This window comes from Achromobacter sp. FW305-C-13 (assembly GCF_058783475.1).
In genome coordinates this window covers 1,629,255-1,654,729 of sequence record NZ_JBYSYN010000001.1, presented here as the reverse complement: position 1 = coordinate 1,654,729, position 25,475 = coordinate 1,629,255, and the positions used below count along the sequence as shown (strand labels likewise).

23 protein-coding genes are annotated in these 25,475 nt (G+C 66.5%); 11 read left to right on the top strand and 12 right to left on the bottom strand.

Annotated features, from left to right (window positions below):
* Positions 1 to 24 precede the first annotated feature (24 nt).
* From AC3WMU_RS07335 to AC3WMU_RS07315, 5 genes are read right to left on the bottom strand one after another with little or no spacing between them, the layout of a single operon-like run.
* Positions 25 to 768 carry an amino acid ABC transporter ATP-binding protein gene (locus tag AC3WMU_RS07335; protein ID WP_006223046.1) on the bottom strand — a complete coding sequence of 248 codons (744 nt, stop codon included), beginning with the start codon at positions 766 to 768 and terminating at the stop codon, positions 25 to 27.
* Positions 765 to 1,724: an agmatinase gene (locus AC3WMU_RS07330; protein WP_492282092.1), complete on the bottom strand. Its 960-nt coding sequence runs from the start codon at positions 1,722 to 1,724 to the stop codon at positions 765 to 767. The genes AC3WMU_RS07335 and AC3WMU_RS07330 overlap by 4 nt, the downstream gene beginning before the upstream one ends.
* Positions 1,725 to 1,759: 35 nt before the next feature.
* Positions 1,760 to 2,422: an amino acid ABC transporter permease gene (locus AC3WMU_RS07325; RefSeq protein WP_492282091.1), complete on the bottom strand. Its 663-nt coding sequence runs from the start codon at positions 2,420 to 2,422 to the stop codon at positions 1,760 to 1,762.
* Positions 2,412 to 3,092 carry an amino acid ABC transporter permease gene (locus AC3WMU_RS07320; protein WP_088588089.1) on the bottom strand — a complete coding sequence of 227 codons (681 nt, stop codon included), beginning with the start codon at positions 3,090 to 3,092 and terminating at the stop codon, positions 2,412 to 2,414. The genes AC3WMU_RS07325 and AC3WMU_RS07320 overlap by 11 nt, the downstream gene beginning before the upstream one ends.
* Positions 3,093 to 3,102: 10 nt before the next feature.
* The gene (locus tag AC3WMU_RS07315) at positions 3,103 to 3,954 is read right to left on the bottom strand and encodes a transporter substrate-binding domain-containing protein (RefSeq protein WP_280027661.1); all 852 of its coding nucleotides are present in this window, start codon (positions 3,952 to 3,954) and stop codon (positions 3,103 to 3,105) included.
* 147 nt (positions 3,955 to 4,101) lie between these two features.
* Between AC3WMU_RS07315 and AC3WMU_RS07310 the strand changes: the two genes are divergently transcribed.
* The 8 genes from AC3WMU_RS07310 to AC3WMU_RS07275 all read left to right on the top strand — a co-directional run bounded on the left by AC3WMU_RS07310 (position 4,102) and on the right by AC3WMU_RS07275 (position 11,826).
* Entirely contained in the window at positions 4,102 to 5,013 is a 912-nt protein-coding gene (locus tag AC3WMU_RS07310) for a LysR family transcriptional regulator (protein WP_006223041.1), read from the top strand.
* 150 nt (positions 5,014 to 5,163) lie between these two features.
* Complete coding sequence (locus AC3WMU_RS07305) at positions 5,164 to 5,955, top strand: amino acid ABC transporter substrate-binding protein (protein WP_088588086.1); 792 nt, start codon at positions 5,164 to 5,166, stop codon at positions 5,953 to 5,955.
* Positions 5,956 to 6,086: 131 nt separating this feature from the next.
* Positions 6,087 to 6,740 (top strand): amino acid ABC transporter permease, encoded by a 654-nt coding sequence (locus AC3WMU_RS07300; RefSeq protein ID WP_006223039.1) that lies wholly within the window; start codon positions 6,087 to 6,089, stop codon positions 6,738 to 6,740.
* Positions 6,741 to 6,777: 37 nt separating this feature from the next.
* Positions 6,778 to 7,530, top strand: a complete 753-nt coding sequence (locus AC3WMU_RS07295) for an amino acid ABC transporter ATP-binding protein (RefSeq protein WP_492282358.1) — start codon at positions 6,778 to 6,780, stop codon at positions 7,528 to 7,530.
* 176 nt (positions 7,531 to 7,706) lie between these two features.
* Positions 7,707 to 8,630 (top strand): transcriptional regulator GcvA, encoded by a 924-nt coding sequence (gene gcvA, locus AC3WMU_RS07290; RefSeq protein WP_492282090.1) that lies wholly within the window; start codon positions 7,707 to 7,709, stop codon positions 8,628 to 8,630.
* Positions 8,623 to 9,237, top strand: coding sequence for an ABC transporter ATP-binding protein (locus AC3WMU_RS07285; RefSeq protein ID WP_424626231.1), 615 nt, complete (start codon positions 8,623 to 8,625; stop codon positions 9,235 to 9,237). The genes gcvA and AC3WMU_RS07285 overlap by 8 nt, the downstream gene beginning before the upstream one ends.
* Positions 9,228 to 10,028, top strand: coding sequence for an ABC transporter permease (locus AC3WMU_RS07280; RefSeq protein ID WP_492282089.1), 801 nt, complete (start codon positions 9,228 to 9,230; stop codon positions 10,026 to 10,028). Before AC3WMU_RS07285 ends, AC3WMU_RS07280 begins: the two co-directional genes overlap by 10 nt.
* 220 nt (positions 10,029 to 10,248) lie before the next feature.
* Positions 10,249 to 11,826, top strand: coding sequence for an ArnT family glycosyltransferase (locus AC3WMU_RS07275; protein ID WP_492282088.1), 1,578 nt, complete (start codon positions 10,249 to 10,251; stop codon positions 11,824 to 11,826).
* A 102-nt stretch (positions 11,827 to 11,928) separates the two neighbouring features.
* Here the strand turns inward: AC3WMU_RS07275 and AC3WMU_RS07270 are convergent, their stop codons facing one another.
* Positions 11,929 to 14,157 (bottom strand): NADP-dependent isocitrate dehydrogenase, encoded by a 2,229-nt coding sequence (locus AC3WMU_RS07270; protein WP_492282087.1) that lies wholly within the window; start codon positions 14,155 to 14,157, stop codon positions 11,929 to 11,931.
* A gap of 646 nt (positions 14,158 to 14,803) precedes the next feature.
* On the opposite strand from AC3WMU_RS07270, the gene ilvA reads away from it, so the two are divergent.
* Positions 14,804 to 16,387, top strand: coding sequence for a threonine ammonia-lyase, biosynthetic (ilvA, locus tag AC3WMU_RS07265; RefSeq protein ID WP_492282086.1), 1,584 nt, complete (start codon positions 14,804 to 14,806; stop codon positions 16,385 to 16,387).
* Between the two features lie 27 nt (positions 16,388 to 16,414).
* Here ilvA and AC3WMU_RS07260 read toward each other — a convergent pair whose 3' ends face one another.
* From AC3WMU_RS07260 to AC3WMU_RS07240, 5 genes are all read right to left on the bottom strand, one after another.
* The gene (locus AC3WMU_RS07260) at positions 16,415 to 17,329 is read right to left on the bottom strand and encodes a hypothetical protein (protein WP_006223031.1); all 915 of its coding nucleotides are present in this window, start codon (positions 17,327 to 17,329) and stop codon (positions 16,415 to 16,417) included.
* A 75-nt stretch (positions 17,330 to 17,404) separates the two neighbouring features.
* A complete protein-coding gene (locus tag AC3WMU_RS07255) occupies positions 17,405 to 18,187 on the bottom strand; it encodes an ABC transporter ATP-binding protein (protein WP_006223030.1) in 783 nt (260 codons plus the stop codon).
* Positions 18,188 to 18,189: 2 nt separating this feature from the next.
* A complete protein-coding gene (gene azu / locus AC3WMU_RS07250) occupies positions 18,190 to 18,645 on the bottom strand; it encodes an azurin (protein WP_492282085.1) in 456 nt (151 codons plus the stop codon).
* A gap of 30 nt (positions 18,646 to 18,675) precedes the next feature.
* A complete protein-coding gene (locus AC3WMU_RS07245; protein WP_088588077.1) occupies positions 18,676 to 19,758 on the bottom strand; it encodes a FecCD family ABC transporter permease in 1,083 nt (360 codons plus the stop codon).
* Positions 19,759 to 19,765: 7 nt separating this feature from the next.
* The gene (locus AC3WMU_RS07240; RefSeq protein ID WP_492282084.1) at positions 19,766 to 20,896 is read right to left on the bottom strand and encodes an ABC transporter substrate-binding protein; all 1,131 of its coding nucleotides are present in this window, start codon (positions 20,894 to 20,896) and stop codon (positions 19,766 to 19,768) included.
* A 208-nt stretch (positions 20,897 to 21,104) separates the two neighbouring features.
* On the opposite strand from AC3WMU_RS07240, the gene AC3WMU_RS07235 reads away from it, so the two are divergent.
* Together AC3WMU_RS07235 and AC3WMU_RS07230 are read left to right on the top strand one after the other, a co-directional pair.
* Positions 21,105 to 21,788 (top strand): response regulator transcription factor, encoded by a 684-nt coding sequence (locus AC3WMU_RS07235; RefSeq protein ID WP_492282083.1) that lies wholly within the window; start codon positions 21,105 to 21,107, stop codon positions 21,786 to 21,788.
* Positions 21,781 to 23,073 (top strand): sensor histidine kinase, encoded by a 1,293-nt coding sequence (locus AC3WMU_RS07230; protein WP_492282082.1) that lies wholly within the window; start codon positions 21,781 to 21,783, stop codon positions 23,071 to 23,073. Before AC3WMU_RS07235 ends, AC3WMU_RS07230 begins: the two co-directional genes overlap by 8 nt.
* On the opposite strand, the gene AC3WMU_RS07225 is transcribed toward AC3WMU_RS07230, so the two are convergent.
* Positions 23,070 to 25,397 carry a TonB-dependent receptor gene (locus AC3WMU_RS07225; protein WP_492282081.1) on the bottom strand — a complete coding sequence of 776 codons (2,328 nt, stop codon included), beginning with the start codon at positions 25,395 to 25,397 and terminating at the stop codon, positions 23,070 to 23,072. The genes AC3WMU_RS07230 and AC3WMU_RS07225 overlap by 4 nt on opposite strands.
* Positions 25,398 to 25,475: the final 78 nt, after the last annotated feature.

Sequence of the window (25,475 nt, the reverse complement as noted above, 5' to 3'; positions counted from 1 at the left end):
GGCGCGCCGGGGCGCCGGGCCGGGTCAGTGGGGAAGGATCTTGGAAAGGAAGCGCTGGGCCTGCGGGCTGGCGGCGTCGCGGAAGAAGCGGTCGGTCGGGCTGTCTTCGATGATGGCGCCGTCCTCCATGAAGACCACGCGATTGGCCACGCGGCGGGCAAAGCCCATTTCGTGCGTCACGACCATCATCGTCATGCCTTCTTCGGCCAGCTCCACCATCACGTCCAGCACTTCGTTGACCATTTCAGGGTCCAGCGCCGACGTCGGTTCGTCGAACAGCATGGCCATCGGGTCCATGGACAGCGCCCGGGCGATGGCCACGCGCTGCTGCTGGCCGCCGGACAGTTGGCCGGGATGCTTGTGGGCGTGGGCTGACAAGCCCACGCGTTCCAGCAGCGCGCCGGCCTTGGCCCGCGCGGTGGCGCTGTCGCGTCCCAGCACGATCTCCTGGGCGAGGGTCAGGTTGCGCGTGAGGTCCAGGTGCGGGAACAGCTCGAAATGCTGGAACACCATGCCGACCTTGGTGCGCAGCTTGGGCAGGTCGCGCGACGCGGTGACGGAGTCGCCGTCGATCAGGATGTCGCCTTTCTGGATGGGTTCCAGGGCGTTGACCGTCTTGATCAGGGTGGACTTGCCCGAGCCGGACGGCCCGCAGACCACCACGATCTCGCCCTTGTCCACCCGGGTGGAACATTGCTTGAGCACGTGGTGGCTGCCGTAGTACTTGTCCACCCCGCGGATGTCGATGATGGGTGCGGAGGCGTTCATTTGTCGTAATGTCCCGCGCGGATCGAGGCGCCGATCAGGTTCAGGATCAGGCGGCCGGCGGTGATGCAGGAGATCTGGTTCAGGTCCTTTTCCGGTTGGATCTCGACGATGTCCATGCCCACCACGCGGCCCTTGCGCACCAGGCCATGGATCAGCTTGCGGGCCTGGACGAAGGTGACGCCGCCGGGGGCGGGGCCGGCTACGGCGGGCATGGTGGCCGGGTCCATGCCGTCGGCGTCGATGGTCAGGTAGTAGTTGCCGCCGTCGGGGATGCGCTCCAGCACGGCGTCCATGCCCACGTCGTGCAGCTCGTAGGCGGTGACGAGCTCGGCGCCATAGGCGCGGGCGGCTACCAGTTCTTCCGGGCGGCCACTGCCCTGGGCGCGCAGGCCGATCTGGATGATGCGGTCCACGTGCGCCATTTCAGAGGCGCGGCGGATGGGGCTGGACAGCCCGTCGCGCACGCCGTTGACGTCGTCGCGCCAGTCCAGGTGGGCGTCAATGTGCACCAGCGTGATCGGGCCTTTCTGGTCCAGGCCGCGCAGGATGGGCGTGGTGATGCCGTGGTCGCCGCCCAGCACGATGGGTACGGCGCCGGCGGCGGCGATGCGGCGCACGGCGGCTTCGGCGCGTTCGTAGTGTTCCCCGCGCGGCTTGGACAGGTCGGGGACGATGTCGCCGCAATCCACGAAGCGGATGTCGTCGCGGCCTTGCAGTAGCGGACCGTCGATGTCGAAGTCATAGTGGCCGGGGCGGCGTACGACGCGGTCGGTGGCCTGGCGGATGGCGGTGGGCGCATTCGTCTGGTCGTTGCTGAAGTCGGCGGCCGAATACGGCGAACCATAGGGCATGCCCAGGACCGCGATGTCGGCCTGGAGGTTGTCCAGGTCCAGCGCCAGCGTCGAATACAGCAGGGTGGGGTGGCCGGTGCGGGGGGGGACGGTATAGGTGCTCATGTCTGGGGTTCCTGTTGCAGGGAGGATGAAGGGAGTCAGGCCTGGTGGGTGTTGCGGCGTGCCACGGATTCCAGGCGGCGGCCGATGCCGGCCATCAGCACGCTGCACAGCCAATAGATCAGCGCGGTCGTGCCCAGCACTTCCAGGTACGCGAAGGTGTTGGCGGTCAGCAGATTGCTCTGGTAGGTCATTTCGGGCAGGCTCATCACCGAAAAGATCGCCGAGTCCTTGAACATCATGATGACGAGGCTGGTGGTGGGCGGGATCAGGTAGCCGAACAGCTGCGGCACGACGATGTGGCGCTGCGTCTGCCAGTACGTCATGCCCAGCGACAGCGACGCGCTGGTCTGCCCGCGCGGCACGCTTTGCAGGGCGGCGCGCAGGATTTCGCAGAAGTAGCCACCTGTGTAGAAGGCCGTGCAGCCGATGGCGACCGACATGGCGGAAGCCGGTACGCCCAGCTTGGGCAGGCCGAAGAACGACAGGTAGACGAGGATCAGGTACGGAATGTTGCGTACCAGCTCCACGTAACCCAGTGCAAGCGGGCGCAAGGGCGTGCGCGACTGCGCCGCGTAGGCGGCCAGGCTGCCGATCAGCATGCCCAGCGGAATGCCGATGAGGCTGACCAGCGCCGTGATCCGCAGGCCCTTGAGCAGCACGGGGATGGACCCCCCGACGATGGAGAGATCAATGGGCATGGGGCAGCATCCTCGACACGCGCCGCTCGCACAGCCTTGAGACGGCCGACAGGCAGAACAGAATGATGAAATAGACGACCGCCGTCACCGTGAACACCTGCAGCGGCAGGTCGCTTTGCAACGTGGCGTTGCGCGCGACCGTGGCCAGTTCAGGCACCGCGATGATGGACATCAGCGAGGACGCCTTGAGCAGGATGGTCAGTTCGCTGGTCAGCGGCGGGATGGCGCGGTAGAACACCTGGGGCAGCAGCACATAGCGCCAGATCTGCCGGCGCCGCATCCCCAGGGCGCGGGCCGCGGCCACCTGGCCGCCCGACAGCGTGCCCAGCGCGCCGCGCAGGATTTCCACGATGTAGGCGCTGGTGTTACAGGCCAGCGCGCCGATGCCCGCGGCGATGGGCGACACCGAGATGCCCAGCAGCGGCGGCACCACGTAGTAGGCGATCAGCATGTGGATCAGCGCGGGCGTGCCGCGGATGGCGCTGACCCACAGCATGACCACGCCGCGCACCGGCGCATATGGCGACATCCGCGCCAGCAGCAGGACGACGCCCAGCACGATGCCGATGGCGAAGGCCGCCGCCGATGCCGCGATGGTGATGGCCGTGCCCGAGACGACGCCGTGCAGGAACGGCGCCAGCGCGCCGTTTTGATTCAACCAGTCCAGCATGGCGGCGGGCTCAGATGGCGCCGGCAGGCAGGTAGTTGGCGCGCGGGATGTCCATGGGCGCCCCGAACCACTTCTTTTGCAGTTCCAGCAACTGGTTGGACGCGCGCAATTCGTCGAAAGTGTCGTTGACGAACTGGCGGATCTCCAGGTCCTGCGGGTTCGCGACCCAGGCCAGCAGCTTGGCCTGGCCGATCTCGCCGGCGATGCGGAAAGCGCCCGGCTGCTTGCGCATTTGGACCGCGGCGATGTTCGACGGCATCAGCGCCACATCCACGGTCTTGTTGGCCAGCGCGTTGGACACGTCCGGATAGGCCTGGAACAGCTTGGTGTCCGCATAGCCCTTGGCGCCGGACTCCTTCAAGCGCTTCTCGAATTCCTCGGCCACCGGCTGCGACGACGATCCCATCTGGGTGCCGATGATCTTGCCCGCGATGTCCTTGTCCTGCTTGATCGAGGCATCGTCCACCCGCACCATCAGCACCGACCGGACCACGCCCACCGGCTGGGTGAAGGCGAAGCGCTTGGCGCGTTCCGGGGTGATGCCCACGCTGGTGGCGACCAGGTCGAACTTGCGCGACATCAGGCCCGGCAATAGCCCCTGGAAGGGCAGGTTCATCTGTTCCAGCTGCACGCCCAGCTTGGCGGCCATCAATTGCAGCACGTCGTGCCCGTAGCCCACGACCTTGCCGTTTTCGACGAACTCGAACGGCTCGTAGGCGGCTTCGGTGCCCACCGTGAGCTTGCCGCGCTTCTTGATGTCTGCCAGCGATCCGCCCTCGGCAAACGAGAGCGCGGGCAGGGCCAACGCCGCCCCGGCGGCGAGGGTGGTCGTGACAAAGCGCCTTCTGGACAGGTTCTGCATGATTTTTCCCTTGAAATATCGTGATGTTTAGGCCGCTGGGCCGGCAGGCCCGGTGTGGGCCCGCCGCGGGAATCTGCGCTCCCTGGCCAGCGGTTCCAGAAACTGTATTCCCCTGGATCGGTCATGAAAAATGATTTTTTTAGTGGTATGGTTTCAAAATTCAATACCTTTCAAAACGGAACGACCGTGGCCCGTCCGGAGTTCACCGAGCGCGACTTGCGCTCCCTGCGCATCTTCTGCGCCGTGGCCCAGGCCAACGGCTTTGCCGCGGCGGAAAAGCAGCTGAACATGTCCAAGGCCTCCATCAGCCGCCATGTGCGCGAGGTGGAGGAAACGCTGGGCGTGCGCCTGTGCGACCGCGGGCCGTCGGGCTTCGAGCTGACCCAGGCGGGCAAAGTGGCGCTGGAACTGGCCCGCGACGCCCTGAAATCGCTGGAGCGCATCCGGCCCGAGATCGATGCGGTCCGTGGCGTGCTGTCGGGGACGCTGTCGATCGGCATGGTCGAGCACGTGATTACCGACGCCGACTGCCAGATCCCCCGGGCGTTGAGCGCCATGCGAGAGGCGGCGCCCGACGTCAAGGTGGAACTGACGGTGATGACCTTCAACGACCTGGACCAGGCGCTGCGCGAGCGACGCGTGCAGATTGCGGTGCGGGGCATGTACCGCCGCGAAAGCGGCTTCCATTACCAGCGCCTGTTCGTGGAGCGGCACCGGCTGTTCGTGGCGCGCGGCAGCCTGGAGCGCGCCCGCGACCTGCCGCTGGTGTATCGCTCGCACCCCTTCGTGCACGATGCGCTGGGCTCGTACGGGTTCGCGCGCGGCCCGGACGCCACGGGGCTGGAGGCGATCGCCATGCTGGTGTCGTCAGGCCATTACCTCGGGATGCTGCCCCAGCATTACGCGGATTCGGTGTCCCGGCGGCACGCCTTGACACAGCTGCCCGACGGCCCGGTCTACGAAAACACCATCAGCGCCATCACCGAGGTGTCCCGGCCCGGCACCCGTGCCGTGGAACTGTTCCTGCGCCTTCTGGAACGCTTTCATCCCGCCCCATAACAGGCGCTGCCGCGCGGCCAGGCGGGCGGGCGGCAGCGTACGGACCGGCCCGCCAGGGGCGGGTCGCGCAGTGACGCTAAAATGTCGCCTCGCGGCTGATTGTCCAGCCACTCCGGCTTCTTCATTCCTGCGCCTGGCGCACCCATAACTATGAAAAAACTGACTGCTGTTTTCCTCGTGTCCGCAACCACGATGCTGACCGCTTGCGGCCCCAGCGACAACGCGCCGGCCGCCAGCACGCAAGCGCCGGCCGCCGCCAAGAAGGTCGTGGTGGGCCTGGACGACAATTTCCCGCCCATGGGTTTTCGTGACGCGAGCAACCAGATCGTCGGTTTCGACATCGACATGGCCAAGGAAGCCAGCAAGCGCCTCGGCATCGAAGTCGAATTCAAGCCGATCGACTGGAGCGCCAAGGAAGCCGAACTCAACGGCCGCCGCGTCGACGTGCTGTGGAACGGCCTGACCATCACCGAAGAGCGCAAGAAGAACATCAGCTTCACTGCGCCGTACATGGCTAACCACCAGATCATCATCGTCGGCACCGCGTCGCCGGTGAAGGCAAAGGCCGACCTGGCCGGCAAGACCGTGGGTGCGCAAGACGGCAGCAGCGCCACCGACGCCATCGCCAAGGACCCGGTTGCCGCCCAGATCAAGGAAGTGAAGAAGTTCGGCGACAACGTCACGGCCCTGATGGACCTGGCCGCCGGCCGCCTGGACGCCATCGTGGTGGACGAAGTGGTGGGCCGCTACCTGATCAGCAAGCGCGCAGGCGAGTACCGCGTGCTGGAAGAGAACTTCGGCACCGAAGACTACGGCGTCGGCGTGCGCAAGGATGACACCGAACTGCTGGGCAAGCTGGACAAGACGCTGGATTCGATGAAGCAGGACGGCACCGCCGGCCGCATCGCTACCCAGTGGTTCGGCGCCAACATCATCAAGTAATCGGCGTGCGGCGCCCGCGGCCTGCCGGCCCGGGCGCGAGCCCCAAGCCGTCCCGCAGCCCGCTGCCGCGCCCAGGCGCCAGGCGGGCTTGCTCATGAATCTTCTTGCCGCAAGCGGCGCGATCCCACTGAATGGACTACGTACTCTCCCTGTTGGGGCCTATGGCGGAAGGCGCGAAAGTGACCTTGACGCTGTTTTTCATCACCCTGGCCCTGGCCGTGCCCCTGGGGCTGGTGCTGGCGCTTGCGCGAATTTCGAAGTGGCCGCTGCTGAGCAGCCTGGTCAACGGATACATCTGGCTGATGCGCGGCACGCCGCTGATGCTCCAGATGCTGTTCATCTACTTCGCGCTGCCGTTCGTGCCCGTGGTGGGCGTGCGCCTGCCCGACTTTCCGGCGGCCGTCGTGGCGTTTGCGCTGAACTACGCGGCGTACTTCGCCGAGATCTTCCGGGCCGGCATCCAGTCGGTGGACCGGGGCCAGTACGAAGGCAGCAAGGTGCTGGGCATGACCTATCTGCAGACGCTGCGCCGCATCGTCCTGCCGCAGATGGTGCAGCGCGTGCTGCCGCCGATGAGCAACGAGACCATCACGCTGGTGAAGGACACGTCGCTGATCTACGTGCTGGCCTTGAACGACATCCTGCGGACCGCGCGCGGCATCGTGCAGCGCGACTTCACGACCACGCCTTTCCTGGTCGCCGCCGCCTTCTACCTCCTCATGACGCTGGTGTTGACGTGGTTCTTCCAGCACATGGAAAAGCGCTATGCCAAATATGACCAGTAATCCGACGCCCGGCGCCGACGCACACGGCCGCCCCGTCATGATCCAGGCGCGCGGCATCATCAAATCGTTCGGCACCAACCGCGTGCTGGACCAGGTGTCGCTGACGCTGGGCCAGGGCGAGGTCGTGGCGGTGATCGGCCCGTCCGGCTCGGGCAAGAGCACGTTCCTGCGGTGCCTGAACCATCTGGAAACCATCGACGAAGGCAGCATCGAGGTCGAAGGCGAGATCATGGCACGTGCCGTCGACGGCGGCCGCAGCCAATACGCCAGCGACGCCGACGTGCGCCGCATCTGCCGCAAGATGGGCATGGTGTTCCAGTCGTTCAACCTGTTCCCGCACATGACGGTGCTGCAGAACATCATCGAAGCACCGCTGACGGTGAAAGGCATGTCTAAGGCGCAGATCATCCCGAAAGCGGAAGAGCTGCTGCGCAAGGTTGGCCTGCTGAACAAGCGCGACAACTATCCGACGCGCCTGTCGGGCGGCCAGAAGCAGCGCGTGGCGATTGCCCGTGCGCTGGCGATGGAACCCGACATCATGCTGTTCGACGAGCCCACGTCCGCGCTGGACCCCGAACTGACGGGCGAAGTGCTGCGCACGATGAAGCAGCTGGCCGACGAGCGCATGACCATGCTGGTCGTCACGCACGAAATGGGCTTTGCCCGCGAAGTGGCGCACCGCGTCATCTTCATGGACGAAGGCCGCATCGTGGAAGAAGCGCCATCCGCGGACTTCTTCCGGGCGCCGCAGCAGGCGCGCAGCCGGGAATTCCTGGCGCACATGCTTTGATTCCATAGCCGATACGGTTAGTCATGGCCACAACAGCCCGCCCGAAAGCGGGCTGTTTTGTTTTAGTCTGCCTATCCTGGATCTGGGGCGTACATAAGACCTTACAAGCGATGTTTTCCTTGGGTCTGTGATATTCTGCCCCGAACCAGAAGATAGATTTTCTAAAGGAAAGCGCTGTGGGTGCCGTACTGCCTTTGCTTGCCTTGCGAGCCTTTACCGAGTCCGCGCGCCTGGGCAGCCTGAAAGCGGCGGCCGAGGCCTTGGGAGTCACCCCCGGCGCCGTCAGCCAGCAGATCCGTTTGCTGGAAGACCGCTTGGGGCTGGCGCTGTTCGTGCGCGAACGGCATGGCGTACGGCTCACGCCTGCTGGCGCCAGCGCCTATCCGGGCTTGCTGCGCGCCTTTGATCAGATCGAAAAATCGTTGTCGCTGCTGGAGTCCTATTCCGTCCAGCGCACGCTGACCGTCAGCACGGTGCCGTCATTCGCGTCGTCGTGGCTGGTGCCCCGCATCGGCAGATTCTCGGCGCTGCATCCCGATATCGAGGTCCGGGTGGAAGCGTCGTCCAAGCTGGTCGACTTCAGGCGCGACCGCATCGACGTCGCGTTGCGCCACGGCCTGGGGCATTACCCCGGCTTGTCGACCTTCAGGCTGATGACGCCTGTACTGTTGCCCGTGGCCAGTCCGGCGCTGCTGGCACAAGGACCGGCCATCAGGTCAGCCGAAGATTGCCTGAAGTACCCGTTGCTGCAGGATTCCGACCGCGCCGATTGGGCGCTGTGGCTGCAGGCGCATGGCGTGGACGCCGGGGCCGATGCGCAACGCGGCCCCAGCTTTGAAGACGACCTGCTGTTGCTGCGCGCCGCCGGCACCGGGCAGGGCATCGCGCTGGTGCAAGACACGCACGCCCGGGAAGATCTTGATTCGGGCAGGCTCGTTCTTGCGCTGGACCGGCCCTGGCCCGCGCGCTTCGCGTACTACATCGTCAGCCGGCCGGACGCCGTCGCCCGGCCGGAAGTGCAGGCGTTCATCGATTGGGTGAAGGCCGAGGCGGCGGAGTCTGCGCAGGCCCTGGCGCACGAGGGCAGCACCCATGGCTGATAGCGTGCCCGTTCTCCGGCTGCGCGGCGTATACAGCCAGCGCCTGTCCCCGGTCAGCCTGGACCTTGCTGCAGGCGAATGCGCGGCCATCACCGGACCCTCCGGGTCGGGCAAATCGCTGTTGCTGCGCCAGGTCGCAGACCTGGACCCAGGCCACGGCGAAGTCGAACTTGACGGGGCCCGCCGTTCCGCGATGCGCGGATTCGAATGGCGGCGCAAGGTGGTCTATTGCCAGGCCGAAGCGGGTTGGTGGGACGACCATGTCGCGCCGCACTTCACCGACCGCGCGCAAGCCCAGGCCTTGATGCTGGCGCTGGGCCTGCCCTCCGACAAGCTGGACGCCTTGGTGCACGAGCTTTCCACCGGCGAACGCCAGCGACTGGGCTTGGCGCGCGCACTGGCGCAGGCGCCGCGCGTGCTGCTGCTGGACGAGCCGACGGCGGCCCTGGACCAGGCGGCGACCGCGCTGGTCGAGGCGGCGATGCAACGCTATCTGGACGGCGGCGCGGCGATCCTGATGGTGACGCATAGCCCCGAGCAGGCGCAGCGACTGGCGCGTCGGCGCTGGCGGATGGAAGCGGGCAGACTGGAGCCGTTATGGACGTGATCAAGTTGCAGGCGCTGGATCTGGTGATCGCGTCTTGCCTGGTGCTGCTGTGCGCAGCGATTTCCTTTGCGCTGCGGCTGAACCTGCAGCGGCAGGTCTTGTGGGCGGCGGTGCGCACCGTCGTGCAGTTGCTGCTGGTGGGCCATATCTTGCGCGTGGTGTTCGCGCACGCCGCGCCGTGGCTGACCGCCCTGGTCGTGACGGTGATGATGGCGCTGGCCGCGCGCGAGGTGGCCGCCCGGCCCAAGGCGCGGTTGGCCGGGCACGGCAACGGCTGGGTCGGCACATTGGCAGTGGCCGCCACCACGTTGATCACGGCGATGTTCATCTTGAACACCGCCTTGCGCCCGGACCCCTGGTACGACCCTCGTTATGCCATTGCCCTGGTCGGCATCGTGCTGGGCAGCGTGTTGAATGCCGCCAGCCTGGCGCTGGACGGGGTGCTGTCGGGCGTACGCCGGGAAAAGCTGGCGATCGAAGCCCGCCTGTCGCTGGGCGCCACGCCGCATCAGGCGTTTTCTTCCTTGCTGCGCGAATCCGTGCGGCGTGGCATCGTTCCCAGCGTCAATCAGATGTCGGCGGCGGGCATCATCACGCTGCCGGGCATCATGACCGGCCAGATCATCGCGGGCATGGACCCGATCGACGCCGCCAAGTATCAGATCCTGCTGATGTTCTTGCTGTGCGGCGCCAGCGGCATGGCGGCAATGGGCGCGGCGTACGGCGCCATGCGGCGGCTGACGGACGAGCGCGGACGCTTGCGTCTGGACCGGCTGGCAACGTCGAAATAAGGGCGTTTTCCGCCTACGGAAGGCTGAAAAAGGCGGATTCGGGCTGGAAATTTCATGAGAAATCGACGGGGGGCTTTCGATAATGGCTCCAGCTTCCCGTTCTTGTGCATGTCCATTTCCGAAATCCGATGCCCTTCGAGTCTTGCCTGACCCTTCCGTCCCGTCATATCGGCCTTGCCGCCGCACACGCCAACGCGGAGCGCCAGGCGTGAGCGCGGTCATGACGCCCGCCCCCGCGGTCCGCCCGGTCAGCCTGCAAAAGGCCATCCCCGGTTGGCTGGTGCTGCTGTGCCTGGCCCTGTGGCTGGCCGCCCTGGCCTGGGCGCGCTGGCTGACCTTGCCCGACGAAGGGCGCTATGCCGGCGTGGCGTGGGAGATGCTGCGCAGCCGCTCTCCCATGGTGCCGCTGCTGGACGGCATGCCGTACTTCCACAAACCGCCGCTGTACTACTGGCTGGCGCAGATCAGCTATGCGCTCTTCGGCGTGCACGAATTCAGCGCGCGGGTGCCGTCGCTGATTGGCGCCTGGAGCGCGGGGGCCGGGCTCTACGCCTTTGTCTCGCGCTACCGGAACGTGGCGCAGGCGCGGTGGGCAGTGGCCATCCTGGGGCTGATGCCCTTGTTCTTCGGCGCCGCGCAATTCGCCAATATGGACATGCTGGTAGCCAGCATGATCACGCTGTGCGTGCTGGCCGCCGCCGATACGGCATTGCGGCGAGAAGCAGGGCGGCCGTTCCGCGCCATGTCGATCGCCACTGGCGTGCTGGCGGCGCTGGCGGTGTTGGCCAAGGGGCTGATCGGCCTGGCGTTGCCTGGCGCTATCGTGCTGGCCTGGCTGCTATTGCGGCGGGACTGGCGGGGCATGCGCGCCTTGCTGTGGGTGCCGGCCTTGCTGGCGTTTGCGGTGGTGGCGGTGCCGTGGTTCTGGTTGATGCAGGTGAAGTTTCCTGGCTTCTATCACTACTTCTTCGTCTATCAGCACTTCGAGCGCTTCGCGCAAAGCGGCTTCAACAACGCGCAGCCGTTCTGGTTCTATGTCCCCATCGTGGTCGGGCTGTCGCTGCCGTGGTCGATCTGGGGCGCGTCGCTCTTTACGCCGGCATTCTGGCGTGAAGCCGACCCGCATGGCTTGCGGCGGTTGATGGCCATCTGGATCGCCGTGGTGATGGTATTTTTCTCCATTCCGCAATCCAAGCTGATCGGTTACGTGCTGCCGGTGTTTCCGCCGTTGGCGCTGTTGGTCAGCGAGCGCCTTGCACCGGCCTGGGCGGCGGGCAGGCGCCGGTGGGTGGTCATCGCGGCGGGTGTGGCGGCCGTCATCTGCCTGGGGGCGATCATTGCCGCTTCGACCAATCCGCGGGGCAGCGCGGGCCCAACCATGCAGGCGCTGCAGCGCGAAATGCGGCCGCAAGACGGGCAGATCGCGCTGCATGCGCTGCCGTTCGACCTGGGCTTCTATACGCAGGCCGAGCAACCCGCCTGGATCGTCGACAACTGGCAAGACCCCGAAATCCCCACGCGCGACAACTGGCGCAAGGAACTGTACGACGCGGCGCAGTTTGATCCCGTCGTGGGCAAGCGCGTGCTGGTGGATATCGGCGACTTGACGCCCCGCCTGTGCGCGGCCGCCGACGGCGCACGCTTCTGGATCTGGGGCAGGGACGACGACGCCTCGCGCTACCCGGCGATTGCCGGCGTGCCCGCACGTATCGCCGGCGACAAGCGTGCGGTGTGGCGCATCGACATCGATGCGGCGTTCCGCCAACGCATGTGCGCGGGCGTGCCGGCGGCGCGCTAGCCGTCGCGCAGACAGCCAAAGCCCAAGAAAAAAAACCGGCAGCCTGTAAGGGCTGCCGGTTTTTTGTCGTCCTGGCGGCGGGTGGCCGCCGGGCGAGGGGGCTTAGCCGATGGAGGCCAGCACCTGATTCAGCGTGGCGCTGGGGCGCATGGCTTGGCTGGCGCGGGCTTCGTTCGGCTGGTAGTAGCCGCCGATGTCCACGGGCTTGCCTTGGGCCGACTTCAGTTCTTCAACGATCTTGGCCTCGTTTTCAGCGAACGCGCCCGCCGCACCGGCGAACTGGGCAGCCAGTGCACGGTCGTCAGTTTGCGCGGCCACGGCCTGGGCCCAGTACATGGCCAGGTAGAAGTGGCTGCCGCGGTTGTCCAGGCCGCCGACCTTGCGGTCCGGCGACTTGTTTTCGTCCAGGAACTTGGCGGTTGCCTGATCCAGCGTCTTGGCCAGGATCTGGGCAGTCGGGTTCTTGTACGCGCGGCCCAGGTGATCCAGGGATTCGGCCAGGGCCATGAATTCGCCCAGCGAATCCCAGCGCAGGAAGCCTTCTTCCAGGAACTGCTGGACGTGCTTCGGCGCCGAACCGCCCGCGCCCGTTTCGAACAGGCCGCCACCGGCAACCAGCGGAACGATCGACAGCATCTTGGCGCTGGTGCCCAGTTCCATGATGGGGAAGAGATCGGTCAGGTAGTCGCGCAGCACGTTGCCGGTGACCGAGATCGTGTCCAGGCCTTCGCGGATGCGCTTGACCGAGAACTTGGTGGCTTCAACCGGATCCAGGATGCGCAGGTCCAGGCCGCTGGTGTCGTGGTCGTTCAGGTACTGCTTGACCTTGGCGATGACCTGGGCGTCGTGGGCACGCTTTTCGTCCAGCCAGAAGACGGCGGGCGTCTTGCTGGCGCGGGCGCGGGTGACGGCCAGCTTGACCCAATCCTGGATCGCGGCGTCCTTGGTCTGGCACATGCGCCAGAGGTCGCCGGCTTCAACGGCTTGTTCCAGCAGGACCTTGCCCGAGGCGTCGGTAACGCGCACGGTGCCCGATGCGGGCACGACGAACGTCTTGTTGTGCGAACCGTATTCTTCGGCGGCTTGGGCCATCAGGCCGACGTTGGGCACGCTGCCCATCGTGACCGGATTGAAGGCGCCGTTCTTCTTGCAGTCGTCGATGACGGCCTGGTAGACGCCAGCGTAGCTGCGGTCAGGGATGACGGCCTTGGTGTCTTGCAGTTGGCCGTCGGCGTTCCACATCTTGCCCGAGTCGCGGATCATGGCGGGCATGGACGCGTCGACGATGACGTCGCTGGGCACGTGCAGGTTGGTGATGCCCTTATCGGAATTCACCATCGCCAGTTGCGGCAGCGTCTTGTAGGCGGTGTCGATGTCGGCGGTGATAGCGGCCTGCTGGTCAGCGGGCAGCGATTGGATCTTGGCGTACAGGTCGCCGATGCCGTTGTTGGCATCGAAACCGGCTTGCTTGAGCACCGCGGCGTGCTTCGCCAGCACGTCCTTGTAGAACACGGACACGACGTGGCCGAAGATGACGGGGTCGGAGACCTTCATCATCGTGGCCTTCAGGTGCACTGAGAACAGCACGCCGGTGGCGCGCGCGTCGTCGATCTGGGCCTGCAGGAAGGACTTCAGCTTGGCGGTCGACAGCACGGCGGCGTCGATGATCTCGCCGGCCTTGACCGGGGTCTTTTCCTTCAGCACGGTCTTCGTGCCGTCGGCGGCCGTCAGTTCGATCTTGACGTCGCCGGCTTCGGCGATCAGGGCCGACTTTTCAGTGCCGTAGAAATCGCCTTCGGACATGTGAGCCACGTGCGACTTCGAATCAGCCGACCAGGCGCCCATCTTGTGCGGGTGCTTGCGGGCGTAGTTCTTGACCGACAGCGGGGCGCGGCGGTCGGAGTTGCCTTCGCGCAGGACCGGGTTCACGGCGCTGCCCTTGACCTTGTCGTAGCGCGCCTTGACGTCGCGCTCGGTGTCATTGGCGGGAGCGTCCGGGTAGTCCGGCAGCTTGTAGCCCTGTTCCTGCAGTTCCTTGATGGCCGCCTTCAGTTGGGGCATCGAGGCGCTGATGTTGGGCAGCTTGATGATGTTGGCTTCGGGCTTGACCGCCAGCGCGCCCAGTTCGGCCAGGGCGTCAGAGAGCTTCTGGCTGTCTTCGAGGTAGTCCGGGAAGAGGGCGATGATGCGGCCGGCCAGGGAGATGTCGCGCGTCTCGACCGTGATGCCTGCGGGTTTGGCGAAAGCCTGGACGATGGGAAGCAGCGAACGGGTTGCAAGCGCCGGAGCTTCATCGGTGAGGGTATAGATAATCTTCGGAGTAAGAGACATGATCCTTGAATCTGTTCGGCTTCAGGCGCTTTTGGCGCAAACCCGAACATGCTAAGCGGCGTACGCCGGTAGATGTTATCGAGAGTGGGTTCGTATGGGCAGACGCGGATCAACGACCTGGATCTGTCCAAATTGGCCGGCGCCCGCCCTTTATTTGATGGCCGGTTTACCGGGCCATTCTGGGATGGTGCGACTGCCACGAATTGAACATTGTAATACCGCGATACGCCCGGCGCGCGGGGAAATGACCGCAAAAGGCCGTCTTATGGGCTCGATATCGCATCAATACGGCCTCGATATGGCCCAATAGCCGAATTTTGGCAACGAATGCGCGATGCTCGGAAGCGCATGAGGCCGCAACGGCCGGTAATGTGTGGGTAATAGGGCCTAACGTGGCGGCTTCCCACGCGAATGGTGCATCGAGTCAGGATGAAGCCGGCCTGCTATGGGCGATTTGACAAACTTTCGCGGCGGGCGCAAGCTGCGGTTCATGACTTCCCGCGCCGTCCGCATTTCGCTGATTATTACCATCATTCCTGGAATGGTGGGTTAGCGCGCGACCGCAGTCAGTCACAGCCACCCGCCCCACGAGGCGGGTTTTTTGTGGCCGCCTCTGCAAGGCAAGTATCCCAACGCAGAGAACCCCATGCCCGCTTGCACCCCCGCCGACTCCCTTGCTGACACTACGGACTTCCAGCAAGGCAATGCTTCGCCCATCGAATACCTGCGCCAGATCCTGACCGCCCGCGTGTACGACATTGCCCGCGAAACCGAACTGGACCCCGCGCGTGGCCTGTCGGCGCGGCTGAACAACACGGTCCACCTCAAGCGCGAAGACAACCAGCCCGTCTTCTCGTTCAAGGTGCGTGGGGCCTACAACAAGATGCGCAACACGCCGCAAGCGGCGCTGGATCGCGGCGTGATCACTGCGTCGGCCGGGAACCATGCGCAGGGCGTGGCCATTTCGGCTGCCAAGCTGGGCGTGCGCGCCATCATCGTGGTGCCGCAAACGGCCCCGCAGGTGAAGGTGGACGCCGTGCGCGCCCACGGCGGCCCGACCGTCACCGTGGTGCAAGCGGGCGATTCCTACAGCGATGCCTACGCCCACGCGCAAACGCTGGCCCAGCAACAGGACCTGACCTTCATCCCGGCCTTCGATGACCCCTACGTGATCGCGGGCCAAGGCACCGTCGGCATGGAAATCCTGCGCCAGCATCCCGGTGCGCTCCATGCGATTTTCGTGCCGATCGGCGGGGGCAGCCTGGCGGCGGGCGTATCGGCCTATGTGAAGACGGTGAACCCGGCAGTGAAGGTCATCGGCGTGCAGACCGAGGATTCCTGCGCGATGGCGCAATCGCTGCAGGCGGGCGAGCGGGTCAATCTGCCGGAAGTGGGCCTGTTTTCGGACGGCACGGCGGTCAAGCTGGTGGGCGAAGAGACCTTCCGCCTGTGCCGCGAGTATCTGGACGAAGTGATCCTGGTGGACACCGATGCCGTGTGCGCGGCGATCAAGGACATGTTCCTGGATACGCGCAGCGTGCTGGAGCCCGCGGGCGCCCTGGCGGTGGCGGGCCTGAAGAAGTATGTGGAACGCGAGGGCGCGCAGGGGCTGTCGCTGGTAGCCATCACGTCTGGCGCCAACATGAACTTTGACCGCATGCGCTTCGTGGCCGACCGGGCCGAGGTGGGCGAAGCGCGTGAAGCCGTGTTTGCCGTGACGGTGCCCGAAGAGCGTGGCAGCTTTCGCCGCTTCTGCCGCGTCCTGGGGCAGCGCAGCGTGACGGAATTCAATTACCGCATTGCCGATGCGCAGACCGCGCACATCTTCGTCAGCATGCAGATCGCGCGCCGCGGGGACTCGGCCGACATCGTGGCGGCGCTGGAAGAGCAGGGTTTTTCGGTCACCGACCTGACGAACAACGAAGTGTCCAAACAGCACATCCGCTACATGGTGGGCGGGCGTTCGCCCTTGGCGGCCGGTGAACGGCTGTTCCGCTTTGAGTTCCCCGAACGTCCGGGCGCGTTGATGAAGTTCCTGTCTGAGATGGCGCCCAACTGGAATATCAGCCTGTTCCACTACCGCAACCAGGGCGCGGACTTCAGCTCGGCGCTGGTGGGCATCCAGGCGCCGCTGGCCGACAGCGCGGCGCTGGACGCTTTCCTGCTGCAATTGGGCTACGCCCATTTCGAGGAAACCGGCAACGAGGCCTATCGCCAGTTCCTGATCTGAACGCGCGGCCGGGCTGCGGGGCGGAAGTCAGCCCGATTTGCAGTTGGCCTTGGCGGGCAGGGACACGCCGGGCTGCAATGTCAGTGTGGTGCGGCCCTGCGCCTGCGTCAGTTGCAGGGTGCGGGCGCGCCAGGCCGGCACGTCGTCGAAGGCCACGTCGGGGCGGGTGGAAGACGTGGCCAGCGGGTCGGGCTGGTTGAATCCGAGCGCGGGCAGGCTCAGGCACGTGTCCTTGAAATCCAGCCGCGCCAGTTCGCGGCCGTCGCTCATGCGCACGGCGCGGAACGCGATCGGCGCATCCACGAATTTGGTGATTTCGGGCACGTACTGCTGGTAGCCGTGAGCGTCCTTGACGTGCGTGGCGGGCTGCACCACGACCACGTCGCGCCCGGGCGGGATGGCCAGATAGGCCACGTCGCCGTCTACGTCCAGCAGCTTGCCGGCGCCCAGGTTCAGCGCCTTGAGCGGCGCGTGGCGGATCATCACGGTTTCGTTCCAGGCCGTTTCGACCCGCGTCCAACCCGGCAGCCGGGCCGCTTCGAAACGCGTGCCGTTCGGGCGGTCGCGGTCGCGCTTGTCGGACAGCGCCAGGCGGTTCACGCGCAGGGCGCCGTTGACGACCTGCAAATGGGCCAGCACGGGATCTGTGCTGGAACTGTTGAAGTAGGCCAGAACCGCATCCGTCTCCAGCGCCTTGGCCGGGCCCGCGCAGAAGAAGGCGCCAGCAGCGGTTTCCTTGCCGCCCGGGTACAGCAGTTTGCCGACCTCCGGCCCGCAAAGCTTATTGCCCTGGAAGGTGATCGTCGTACTGCGCGTGTTCTGCCGTTGGCCGGTATTCCAGTCGCTGCGTCCGCTGGTCGTGACTTCCACCACCAGGCCATGGTTGTCGTAGATCACGGACGCGCCTGCGGGCGCGGCAAGCATGCTGAGAAAAAACGCCATGGTGCGGCCCCTCGACATCGGTCGACTCCCTGGGAAGGCTAAGCGGTGACTATATACCGCCTTCGGCTATCGCCTTTACGCCCCGGCAAGTCCGTCGACGTGGACTTGCGCCTGGCCCTGCGGGCAGCGCTCCACGCGGGCGCGCACGCGGTAGACCCGGCGCAACGTTGCCGGCGTGACGACCTCGGCGGGCAGGCCTTCGGCTTCGATCACGCCGCCGTGCAGCATCAGCGCGTGGTCGGCGTGGCGCAGCGCGATGTTCAGATCGTGCAGCACCACCAGCGTGATCAGCCGGTGCTGGCGCGTCTGCCGGCGCAGCACGTCCATGACGTGAAACTGGTAGTTCAGGTCCAGCGCGGACAAGGGCTCATCCAGCAGCAGCAGGCGCGGGCGCCGCACCAGGGCCTGGGCTAAAGAGGCCAGTTGTTTCTGGCCGCCCGACAGTTCGTCCAGGTAGCGGCTGGCCAGCGTGGCGATGCCCAGATCGGCGATGACGGCCATGGCGTCGCGCATCAGGTCCTGGCCGCCTGCACCGTGGCGGCCTGACCGGGCCGCCACCAGCACGGATTCGAAGACCGTCATGTGCACGCCTTTGGGTAGCGCCTGGGGCATGTACATGGCGCGTTCGGCACGGCGCGAAGGCGCCGCTTGCGCCAGGTCTTCGCCGTCCAGCAGCAGTTCGCCGCGCATGACGGGATTCAAGCCCGCCAGCGTCTTCAGCAGCGTGGACTTGCCGCTGCCGTTGGGGCCGAGCAGGGCGGTGACGGCGCTTTCTGCCAGCGGAGCAGCGGAAAGCGACTGCAGCACCGGCTTGCCGCCGTAGCCGGCGGTAAGCCCACGTATGTGCAGCGAGGTCATCGTCAGGGTTGCAGCACCAGCGTGCCGCGCATGTGCTGGGCGTGCGCCGGGAACGAGCAATAGTAGGTGTAGGGCTGGCCTGCGCGCAGGCGGCTGACGGGGAACGTCACCGTCGCGGTTTCGCCACCGCCCAGCATCGGGGTCTTGGCCAGGATGCGGGCGTCGCCAAGCGCCAGGAAGTCGTTTTCCGCCCCGGCCTTGATGCCGTCGACCATCACGGCATCGATGTCTTCGGTCTTGGTCAGCACCCAATTGTGGCCGGCCTTTTCCTTGCTGTTCTTGCCCGTGTGGATCAGGCGCACCGTGAACTCCTGGCAGGTGGCCGGCACGACGATATGGTCAGGGCCGAACTGCTTGCCGGGCCGGCCTTCTACGTCGATGGCGCACGCATCGGGGGCGGCATGGGCGGCGCCGGCCATCAGCAGGGCAGCCAGGGTGAAGCACACGCGGGATTGCATCGGGGAGGTCTCCTTAGGGGATGCGGGGCGTCAGGCGCGCTTGAGGGCGCGCACGACGATGGTGAGGAAGAACGGGATGCCGACCAGCGACGTCACGATGCCGACGGGAATCAACGCGCCGGGCAGGACGGTCTTGGACGCGACCGAGGCCAGCGACAGGATCAGGGCACCGGCCAACGCGCTGCCCGGCAGGTAATAGCGGTGGTCTTCGCCCAGCAGCAGGCGGGCGATGTGCGGGGCCACCAGCCCCACGAAACCGATGGTGCCCACGAACGACACGGCCAGCGCCGCCAGCGCGCTGACGCGCAGCAGACTGACCAGGCGCAGGCGGCGGACGTCGATGCCGAAGCTGGCGGCGCGCTCTTCGCCCAGGCGCACGGCGGTCAGCTTCCAGGCGTCGCGCATCGAGAAGGGCACGGCCACGGCGATCGCGGCGGCCATGACGGCAACGGTCGTCCAGTTGGCGCGCGCCAGGCTCCCCATCGTCCAGAACACGATGCCCTGCAGGGCTTCTTCGCTGGCCACGAATTGCAGCAGCATCACCAGCGCCTGGAAGGAATACACCAGCGCGATGCCGAACAGCACCACGCCCAGCGTCGACCCGCCGCGCCACCGGGCGACGCGTTCCAGTATCAGCACCGACACCAGGGTGCAAGCAAAGGCGGAGATCGACACCACCATGCCGGGCGGCAAGGCGGGCAGGTGCCAGTCCAGCGTGATGGCCAGCGACGCGCCGAAGGCGGCAGCGGCCGAGACGCCCAGCGTGTAGGGGCTGGCCAGGGGGTTGTCCAGCATGGTCTGCATCTCGGCGCCACCCAGGCCCAGCGCCACGCCCACCAGCAGCGCCATCAAGGCGTACGGCAGCCGGAACTGCCAGACAATGACGCGCGTGCCGGCGCTGGCTGTATCGGGATGCAGCAGCGTCTGCAGCAAGTCGGCAGGTGAGAGGGCGGCGGGGCCGCTGGCGATGTCGGCCAGCAGGCTGGCGGCAATGGCCAGCACCAGCACGGCCGTCAGCAGCAGGCGCTTGCGGACGGTGCGCCGGTAGGCGGCGATGGGGTCTTCCGGGGCGGCGGCAATGGCAGGCGCGGCCGCGGTGGTGGTGCTGAGCATGATGCGCCTATCGGGCAGGGGCTGCGGCCGGCGCCGTCCAATAGGTCCCCGCGTTGTCCACGTCCAGGAACTGGCGGTACAGCGCGTCCAGCGAGGCTTGCGGGTCCAGCGTGGCGGCGCGTTCCGGGTACAGCCATTTCGTCATGGCTTCGATGGCGACCACGTTGTAGGGCGAGTTGTAGAACGCGTGCCAGATGCCGTAGGCACGGTGCTGCTTCACGGCGTCCAGGTCGCGGATGCCGTCGCGGCCAAGCAGGGTGGACAGGCTGTCCGCCGATACCGCGGCAGCGGCGCCGGGGCCGACCAGCAGCCCGGGGCGGCCCGGTTCGGAACGGCTGCCGGTGGCGATATAGACGTCGGGTTTGGCGTCCAGCAGGAATTCCAGGCTGACGTCGCCAATGGCGCCCGGGAGCACGGGGGCGGCCACGTTCACGCCGCCGGCGGTTTCCAGAAGGTCGCCGAAGCTGCCGTTGCCGGTGGTGTGGCAGCAGGCGGGCCACACGCCTGCCAGCATTTCCACGAACACGCGCGGGCGCTGCGCCTGCGGCACGGGGTCGACGATCTTGCGCACGCGGGCCAGATGGTCTTCATAGAACGCGATGTAGGCGTCGGCCTCTGCCTGCCGGTCCAGCGCCTGGCCCAGGATGCGCATGCTGGGCACGGTGTTCTCGACCGGGTGCTGGCGGAAATCGATGAACACGATGGGAATGCCGGCCGCCTGCAGCGCCGCGATCATGGGGTTGTTGCGGCCGGGGCCGTGGCCGCTCAGGCTGAACACCGCCACATCAGGTTGCAGCGACACGATCTTTTCGGGGCTGACGCTGGCTTCCGACGTCTTGCCGATCAGCGGCACGTCGGCCGCCTTGGGATAGCGCTTGACGAGTTGGGTCCACGAATAGGGGTCTTGCTGCTTCAGCTCGCCTTGCCATCCGACCACGCGGGCCACGGGATCCTTCCGGTCCAAGAGGGCCATGGCGAAGACGAAGCGGCCTTCGCCCAGCAGCACGCGTTTGGGGTGGTCGGGCACCGTGACGACGCGGCCTGCCAGATCGGTGACCTGGCGGGCCTGGGCACCGGGCAGGGCGCAAAACAGGGCAGTGGCGGCTACGGCCGCACGGAAGAGCTTGATCGCACGCATCGAAAAATCCCGGGTTGCGCCGTTGCCCGCAGGGTTGCAGGTAACGCGAACCATTCTTATCGACACGCAGTGTCCGCCAAGCCATCTCAAGAAAGCGTTAAGACGAGCGCGGTGTGGTGTGCGCGCCGCAAGCGGGGACGGAGCGCGGCGCCCCAGGGCAGGCGGGCACATACAATATGAGACTGATTTCCATTCCCTGCGGGCTTGCATGCGCGTTCTAGTCATCGAAGACGACCCTGACATCCTGGCGAACATCACGCATCACCTGACGCGGCGCGGCTACATCGTCGATTGCGCCGAAGACGGGCAGCGTGGCTACGCGATGGCGGCCTCGGGCAGCTTCGACCTGATCGTGCTGGACCTGATGCTGCCGCGGCTGGACGGCTACGAGCTTTGCCGCCGCCTGCGGACCGAAGCGGCGTGCGATACCCCGGTGATCATGGTGACCGCGCGCGATACGCTGGACAACCGGCTGACCGGTTTTGACGCGGGCGCCGACGATTACCTGGTGAAGCCCTTTGCGTTGGCCGAGCTGGCCGCGCGGGTGAAGGCGCTGCTGCATCGCGCCAGCGGCGCGGGCGCCACGCGCGTGCTGCGCGTGGGCGACCTGACGCTGGACACGGGCACGCTGGAACTGGCTCGCGCCGGCCAGCCACTGCGCCTGCCGCCGTCGCCGCTGCAACTGCTGACGCTGCTGATGCGCGCCAGCCCGTCGGTCGTCCACCGTGCGCGGCTGGAAGAGGCCTTGTGGCGCGATTCGCCGCCCGACAGCGACAGCCTGCGCACGCATATCCACCAGATCCGCCACGTGGTCGACAAACCTTATGGCACGGCGCTCTTGCACACCGTGCACGGCATCGGCTATCAGCTCCGGGCGCCTGACGATGTCTAAGCGGACGGGGCCGGTGGCCCGGCGCGGGCTGGCGCGCCATCTGGTGCTGACTTACGTGGTGCTGGCCCTGCTGGTGGCGGGGCTGCTTTCCTGGCTGTCGGTCTGGAGCGTGGGCAAGCTGGAGGCCCACTTGCAGCGCATCGACATGGGGATGGCGGTGGAGCGGGTGCGCGGCGATTTCCTGGCGGGCATCGACCCGGGCCGGCCCAACCGCTTTTTTCATGGCGACCCCGGCAGCGAAGCCTTTCCCGCCTGGCTGCGGCGGCTGAACCCGGGTTTCCACAAGATCGAGCGCGAGGGCCGCGTCTGGCACGTGATGGTCGATGACCAGGACGGCCAGCGCTACATGCTGCTGCGCGACTACACGGATTATGAACAAAGCCAGGTGGCGTCGCACTGGGCGGCCGTCAGCGGGCTGGCGGGTAGCCTGGCGCTGGCGTTCATCCTGGGCATCCTGGCCACGCGGCGGCTCTTGCGGCCCTTGTCGCGGCTGGCGGCGCAGGTCAACGCGCGGGGCGCGCAGCCGCCGCAGACGCGGTTGGCCGAAGATTATCCGCCGGACGAAATTGGCCAACTGGCCGCCGCGTTCGACGCGACGTACAACCAGCTGGAACAGGCGCTGCGCCGCGAACAGCTGTTCACCGCGGACGTCGGCCACGAATTGCGCACGCCGCTGATGGTGATCTCCAGTTCGTGCGAACTGCTGCGCGAGGAACAGGCATTGGACGCCAGCGGCCAGGCGCGCCTGGCCCGCATCGAAGCGGCGGCGGCCGACATGGGCGAAAGGCTGGATACCTATCTGATGCTGGCCCGCGGCGGCGACGCCGCTGAACGCTTTGCACGCGAAAGCGCCCACACCGCGGCGCGGGGGCAACTGGCGGCCTGGAGCGCCGTAGCGCAACGCCGCGACATGCGCCTGACGCTGGAGGTGGCGCAGCCCGAGGCCCCGGCGCTGCAATTCCCGGCGCCGCTCTTGCGTGCCGTGCTGTCCAACCTGATCCGCAATTCGCTGCAGTACGCCGGTCCGCGAGCCAGCGTCGTGATCACGGCCGGGCCCGACTTCATGCAGGTGGCGGACGACGGGCCGGGCATCGCCGCCGAGCGCCACGAGGCCGTCTTCAGCCCCTTCGTGCGCGGCGAACAACCGGATGCCGGCAACCTGGGGCTGGGCCTGTCGCTGGTGCAGCGCATCTGCGCGCATCAGGGCTGGCGCGTGTCGCTGCAATCGGCGCCGGGGCGCGGCACCGTCTTCCTCGTGGATCTTGCCGCGCCGGCCAGCGCCTAGAACGACAGGTCGGCCGTGAAGGTGACGGTGCGGCCCGCACCCGGCACGCCATACAGCTGGAACCCGTCCAGGGACGCGCCCACGCGGCTGTAGTAGAACTTGTTGAACAGGTTGTCCACGTTCATGCCCAGCGTCACGTTCTTGTTCACGCGGTAGCGCGCCGCCGCGGAGTGCAGCCAATAGGACGGCGCCTTCTCGTTGTCGCGCACCCAGACCGGATGCGTGCCGGACGGGCCGGATACGGTCGCACTGTTGTTGTTCTTGCCGCCGACGTACTTATTGTCGGTGTAGCGGCGCTTGCCCACATATTGCACGCCATAGCTCAGCGACAAGTCCTCGGTGGCCGCATAGGTGGTCCACAGGTTGAGCGTCAGGTCGGGGACGTTCTTGGCCTCTTCGCCCTGGTTCGCGCCCTTGGTGATGCGGCTTTTCATGGCGCTGACGCCGGCGAACGCGGACCAGCGCGACGTGAGGTTGCCCGACAGGCCCAGTTCGACGCCGTCCACGCGCTTGGCGGGCAGGGCGCGCACCACGTCCGTGGCATCGTCGCCGTACTCCCAGGAGTCGGTCAGTTCGGTGCGGAAGACGGCGCCTGTCAGCGCCAGGTCGCTGCCGGCCAGGTCCCACTTGGTGCCCAGCTCCCAGGTCTTGGAGACGGCAGGCTTGTAGGTGTCCGAGCCGGTGGCGCCATAGATATTGTTGTTGGTGCTGGCGCCCAGCGCCGAGGGCTGGGCGGCCTGGCTGTACGAGACATAGACGCTGCCGATGTCCACCGGCTTGTAGGTCAGCCCGATACGGCCGCTCCAGGCGCCGTCGGTGACGCGCTGCGTGGTGGCGCCGGTCTTCTGCGTGACGCGGTAGCGGTCGTACCGTAGCGCGCCTTGCAGCATCCATTGCGGGTTGAAGGTCAACGTGTCGCCGACGTACAGGCCAGTGTTGAAGATTTCGGCCTTGTTGCCGCCATTGCCTTTCACCGTATCGATCCCGCCCATGTCGACCCCGCCGGTGTTGCGCAGGTCGATCACGGGGTTGCTGGACGGCGCGCGGATGGTGCGTTCGTGATCGCCGTAGGTTTCCTTGTAGAACTCCACGCCCGTCACCACCGCATGCTTGATGCCGCCCGTCTCGAAGTCCAGGTTCAGGTTGGTCTGGTTGGCCAGGATGGTGTAGCGCTTTGACGTCCCGAAATCGTTGCCGCGCAGTTGCGCGTAAGGCGACGGATCGGAGATGGGCTCGTACCCGCTGTACGACGGGATGCCGTCCGCGCTGTTGACGAGCGGGCCCGTGCCCACATAGCCATAAGACGTGCGCGAGGTGGAGTTGAAACGGGCGGGCGCCAGCACGCCGATGCGGTCCGTCTGCTGCCACCGGCTGATGTTGGACAGGCGCGCCGCATTCGTGAAGTCATGCTCGACCTTCAGCGTGGCCTGGTCGGTGCGGGTCTGCTCGGTGTAGAGGTCGGGGTCGCCGTACCAGGCGTTGCGCGACACGTTCGGCATGCGCTTGCCGCCGGTTCCGCGCTGGATCGGCACGCCGCCGTCGGGGATGTTGTCGTCCTCCTGATGCAGGTAGTTCAGCGTGACGCGGGTGGGCGTGCCCAGCCCCATCGCCAGCGACGCCGCCATTCCTGAGCGGTCGAACTCGGTCACGTCGCGCTCGGCCACGCCGTTGTGATGGCGCATCAGGTTGATGCGCAGGGCGGAACTGTCCGTCAATTCCTGGTTCAGGTCGGCGGTGATGCGCCGGTAGTGGTCGGTGCCCAGTCCGCCGGACAGCTTGTAGAAGGAACCCGGGCGGGCTTCCTTGCTGGCCAGGTTGACGCTGCCGCCCACGGCCGACACGCCGGACTCGATGGAGCCCGTGCCCTTGAACACTTCGGCTTGTTCCAGGTTGAAGATATCGGTGCGGCTGGACAGGCCGGCGTCGCGGATGCCGTCCACGGTAATGCTCTGTTCCGCCGAGAAGCCGCGGATGGTGAACATGTCGCCCCAGCCCAGGTTGCCCTCGCCGGAACTGAAGGTGATTCCCGGCACGTTGCGCAAGACGTCCTGCAGGCTCTTGGCCTGTTGCTCTTCCAGGACGGCACGCGGCACGACCGTGATGCTCTGTGGCGTATCCAGCAAGGGCTCGGCGAATTTGCCGGACTGCACGCGGTCGGGCTTGTAGGGCGGGGCGTCGGCTTGCACGGTGACCGGGGCCAGGACCGGCGCATTGTCGGCGGGTTGTGCCTGCGCGTGGGCCTGGCTGGTGGCCACCGCGCCCAGCGCCATGCTCAGGGTCTTCAGGGCATAGCGGCCCTGCGGGTTCGTTTTCTGTTGCGCCATGATGGGATCTTGAATGCCTCAATGAGAATCGTTCCGGATTCTAAGGAGGGCGATCTCAAGATCTTGTTAAGGCGCGGG

Bases quoted from the DNA above. Each gene is read 5' to 3' on its own strand.
- AC3WMU_RS07260 (WP_006223031.1), bottom strand. From the start codon at position 17,329: ATGGCGTTTTTTCTCAGCATGCTTGCCGCGCCCGCAGGCGCGTCCGTG.
- AC3WMU_RS07255 (WP_006223030.1), bottom strand. From the start codon at position 18,187: ATGACCTCGCTGCACATACGTGGGCTTACCGCCGGCTACGGCGGCAAG.
- AC3WMU_RS07320 (WP_088588089.1), bottom strand. From the start codon at position 3,092: ATGCTGGACTGGTTGAATCAAAACGGCGCGCTGGCGCCGTTCCTGCAC.
- AC3WMU_RS07300 (WP_006223039.1), top strand. From the start codon at position 6,087: ATGGACTACGTACTCTCCCTGTTGGGGCCTATGGCGGAAGGCGCGAAA.
- AC3WMU_RS07335 (WP_006223046.1), bottom strand. From the start codon at position 768: ATGAACGCCTCCGCACCCATCATCGACATCCGCGGGGTGGACAAGTAC.
- AC3WMU_RS07325 (WP_492282091.1), bottom strand. From the start codon at position 2,422: ATGCCCATTGATCTCTCCATCGTCGGGGGGTCCATCCCCGTGCTGCTC.
- AC3WMU_RS07225 (WP_492282081.1), bottom strand. From the start codon at position 25,397: ATGGCGCAACAGAAAACGAACCCGCAGGGCCGCTATGCCCTGAAGACC.
- AC3WMU_RS07280 (WP_492282089.1), top strand. From the start codon at position 9,228: ATGGACGTGATCAAGTTGCAGGCGCTGGATCTGGTGATCGCGTCTTGC.
- AC3WMU_RS07305 (WP_088588086.1), top strand. From the start codon at position 5,164: ATGAAAAAACTGACTGCTGTTTTCCTCGTGTCCGCAACCACGATGCTG.
- ilvA (WP_492282086.1), top strand. From the start codon at position 14,804: ATGCCCGCTTGCACCCCCGCCGACTCCCTTGCTGACACTACGGACTTC.
- AC3WMU_RS07235 (WP_492282083.1), top strand. From the start codon at position 21,105: ATGCGCGTTCTAGTCATCGAAGACGACCCTGACATCCTGGCGAACATC.
- AC3WMU_RS07240 (WP_492282084.1), bottom strand. From the start codon at position 20,896: ATGCGTGCGATCAAGCTCTTCCGTGCGGCCGTAGCCGCCACTGCCCTG.
- AC3WMU_RS07310 (WP_006223041.1), top strand. From the start codon at position 4,102: ATGGTTTCAAAATTCAATACCTTTCAAAACGGAACGACCGTGGCCCGT.
- AC3WMU_RS07275 (WP_492282088.1), top strand. From the start codon at position 10,249: ATGACGCCCGCCCCCGCGGTCCGCCCGGTCAGCCTGCAAAAGGCCATC.
- AC3WMU_RS07270 (WP_492282087.1), bottom strand. From the start codon at position 14,157: ATGTCTCTTACTCCGAAGATTATCTATACCCTCACCGATGAAGCTCCG.
- AC3WMU_RS07330 (WP_492282092.1), bottom strand. From the start codon at position 1,724: ATGAGCACCTATACCGTCCCCCCCCGCACCGGCCACCCCACCCTGCTG.
- AC3WMU_RS07230 (WP_492282082.1), top strand. From the start codon at position 21,781: ATGTCTAAGCGGACGGGGCCGGTGGCCCGGCGCGGGCTGGCGCGCCAT.
- AC3WMU_RS07285 (WP_424626231.1), top strand. From the start codon at position 8,623: ATGGCTGATAGCGTGCCCGTTCTCCGGCTGCGCGGCGTATACAGCCAG.
- AC3WMU_RS07315 (WP_280027661.1), bottom strand. From the start codon at position 3,954: ATGCAGAACCTGTCCAGAAGGCGCTTTGTCACGACCACCCTCGCCGCC.
- azu (WP_492282085.1), bottom strand. From the start codon at position 18,645: ATGCAATCCCGCGTGTGCTTCACCCTGGCTGCCCTGCTGATGGCCGGC.
- AC3WMU_RS07295 (WP_492282358.1), top strand. From the start codon at position 6,778: ATGATCCAGGCGCGCGGCATCATCAAATCGTTCGGCACCAACCGCGTG.
- AC3WMU_RS07245 (WP_088588077.1), bottom strand. From the start codon at position 19,758: ATGCTCAGCACCACCACCGCGGCCGCGCCTGCCATTGCCGCCGCCCCG.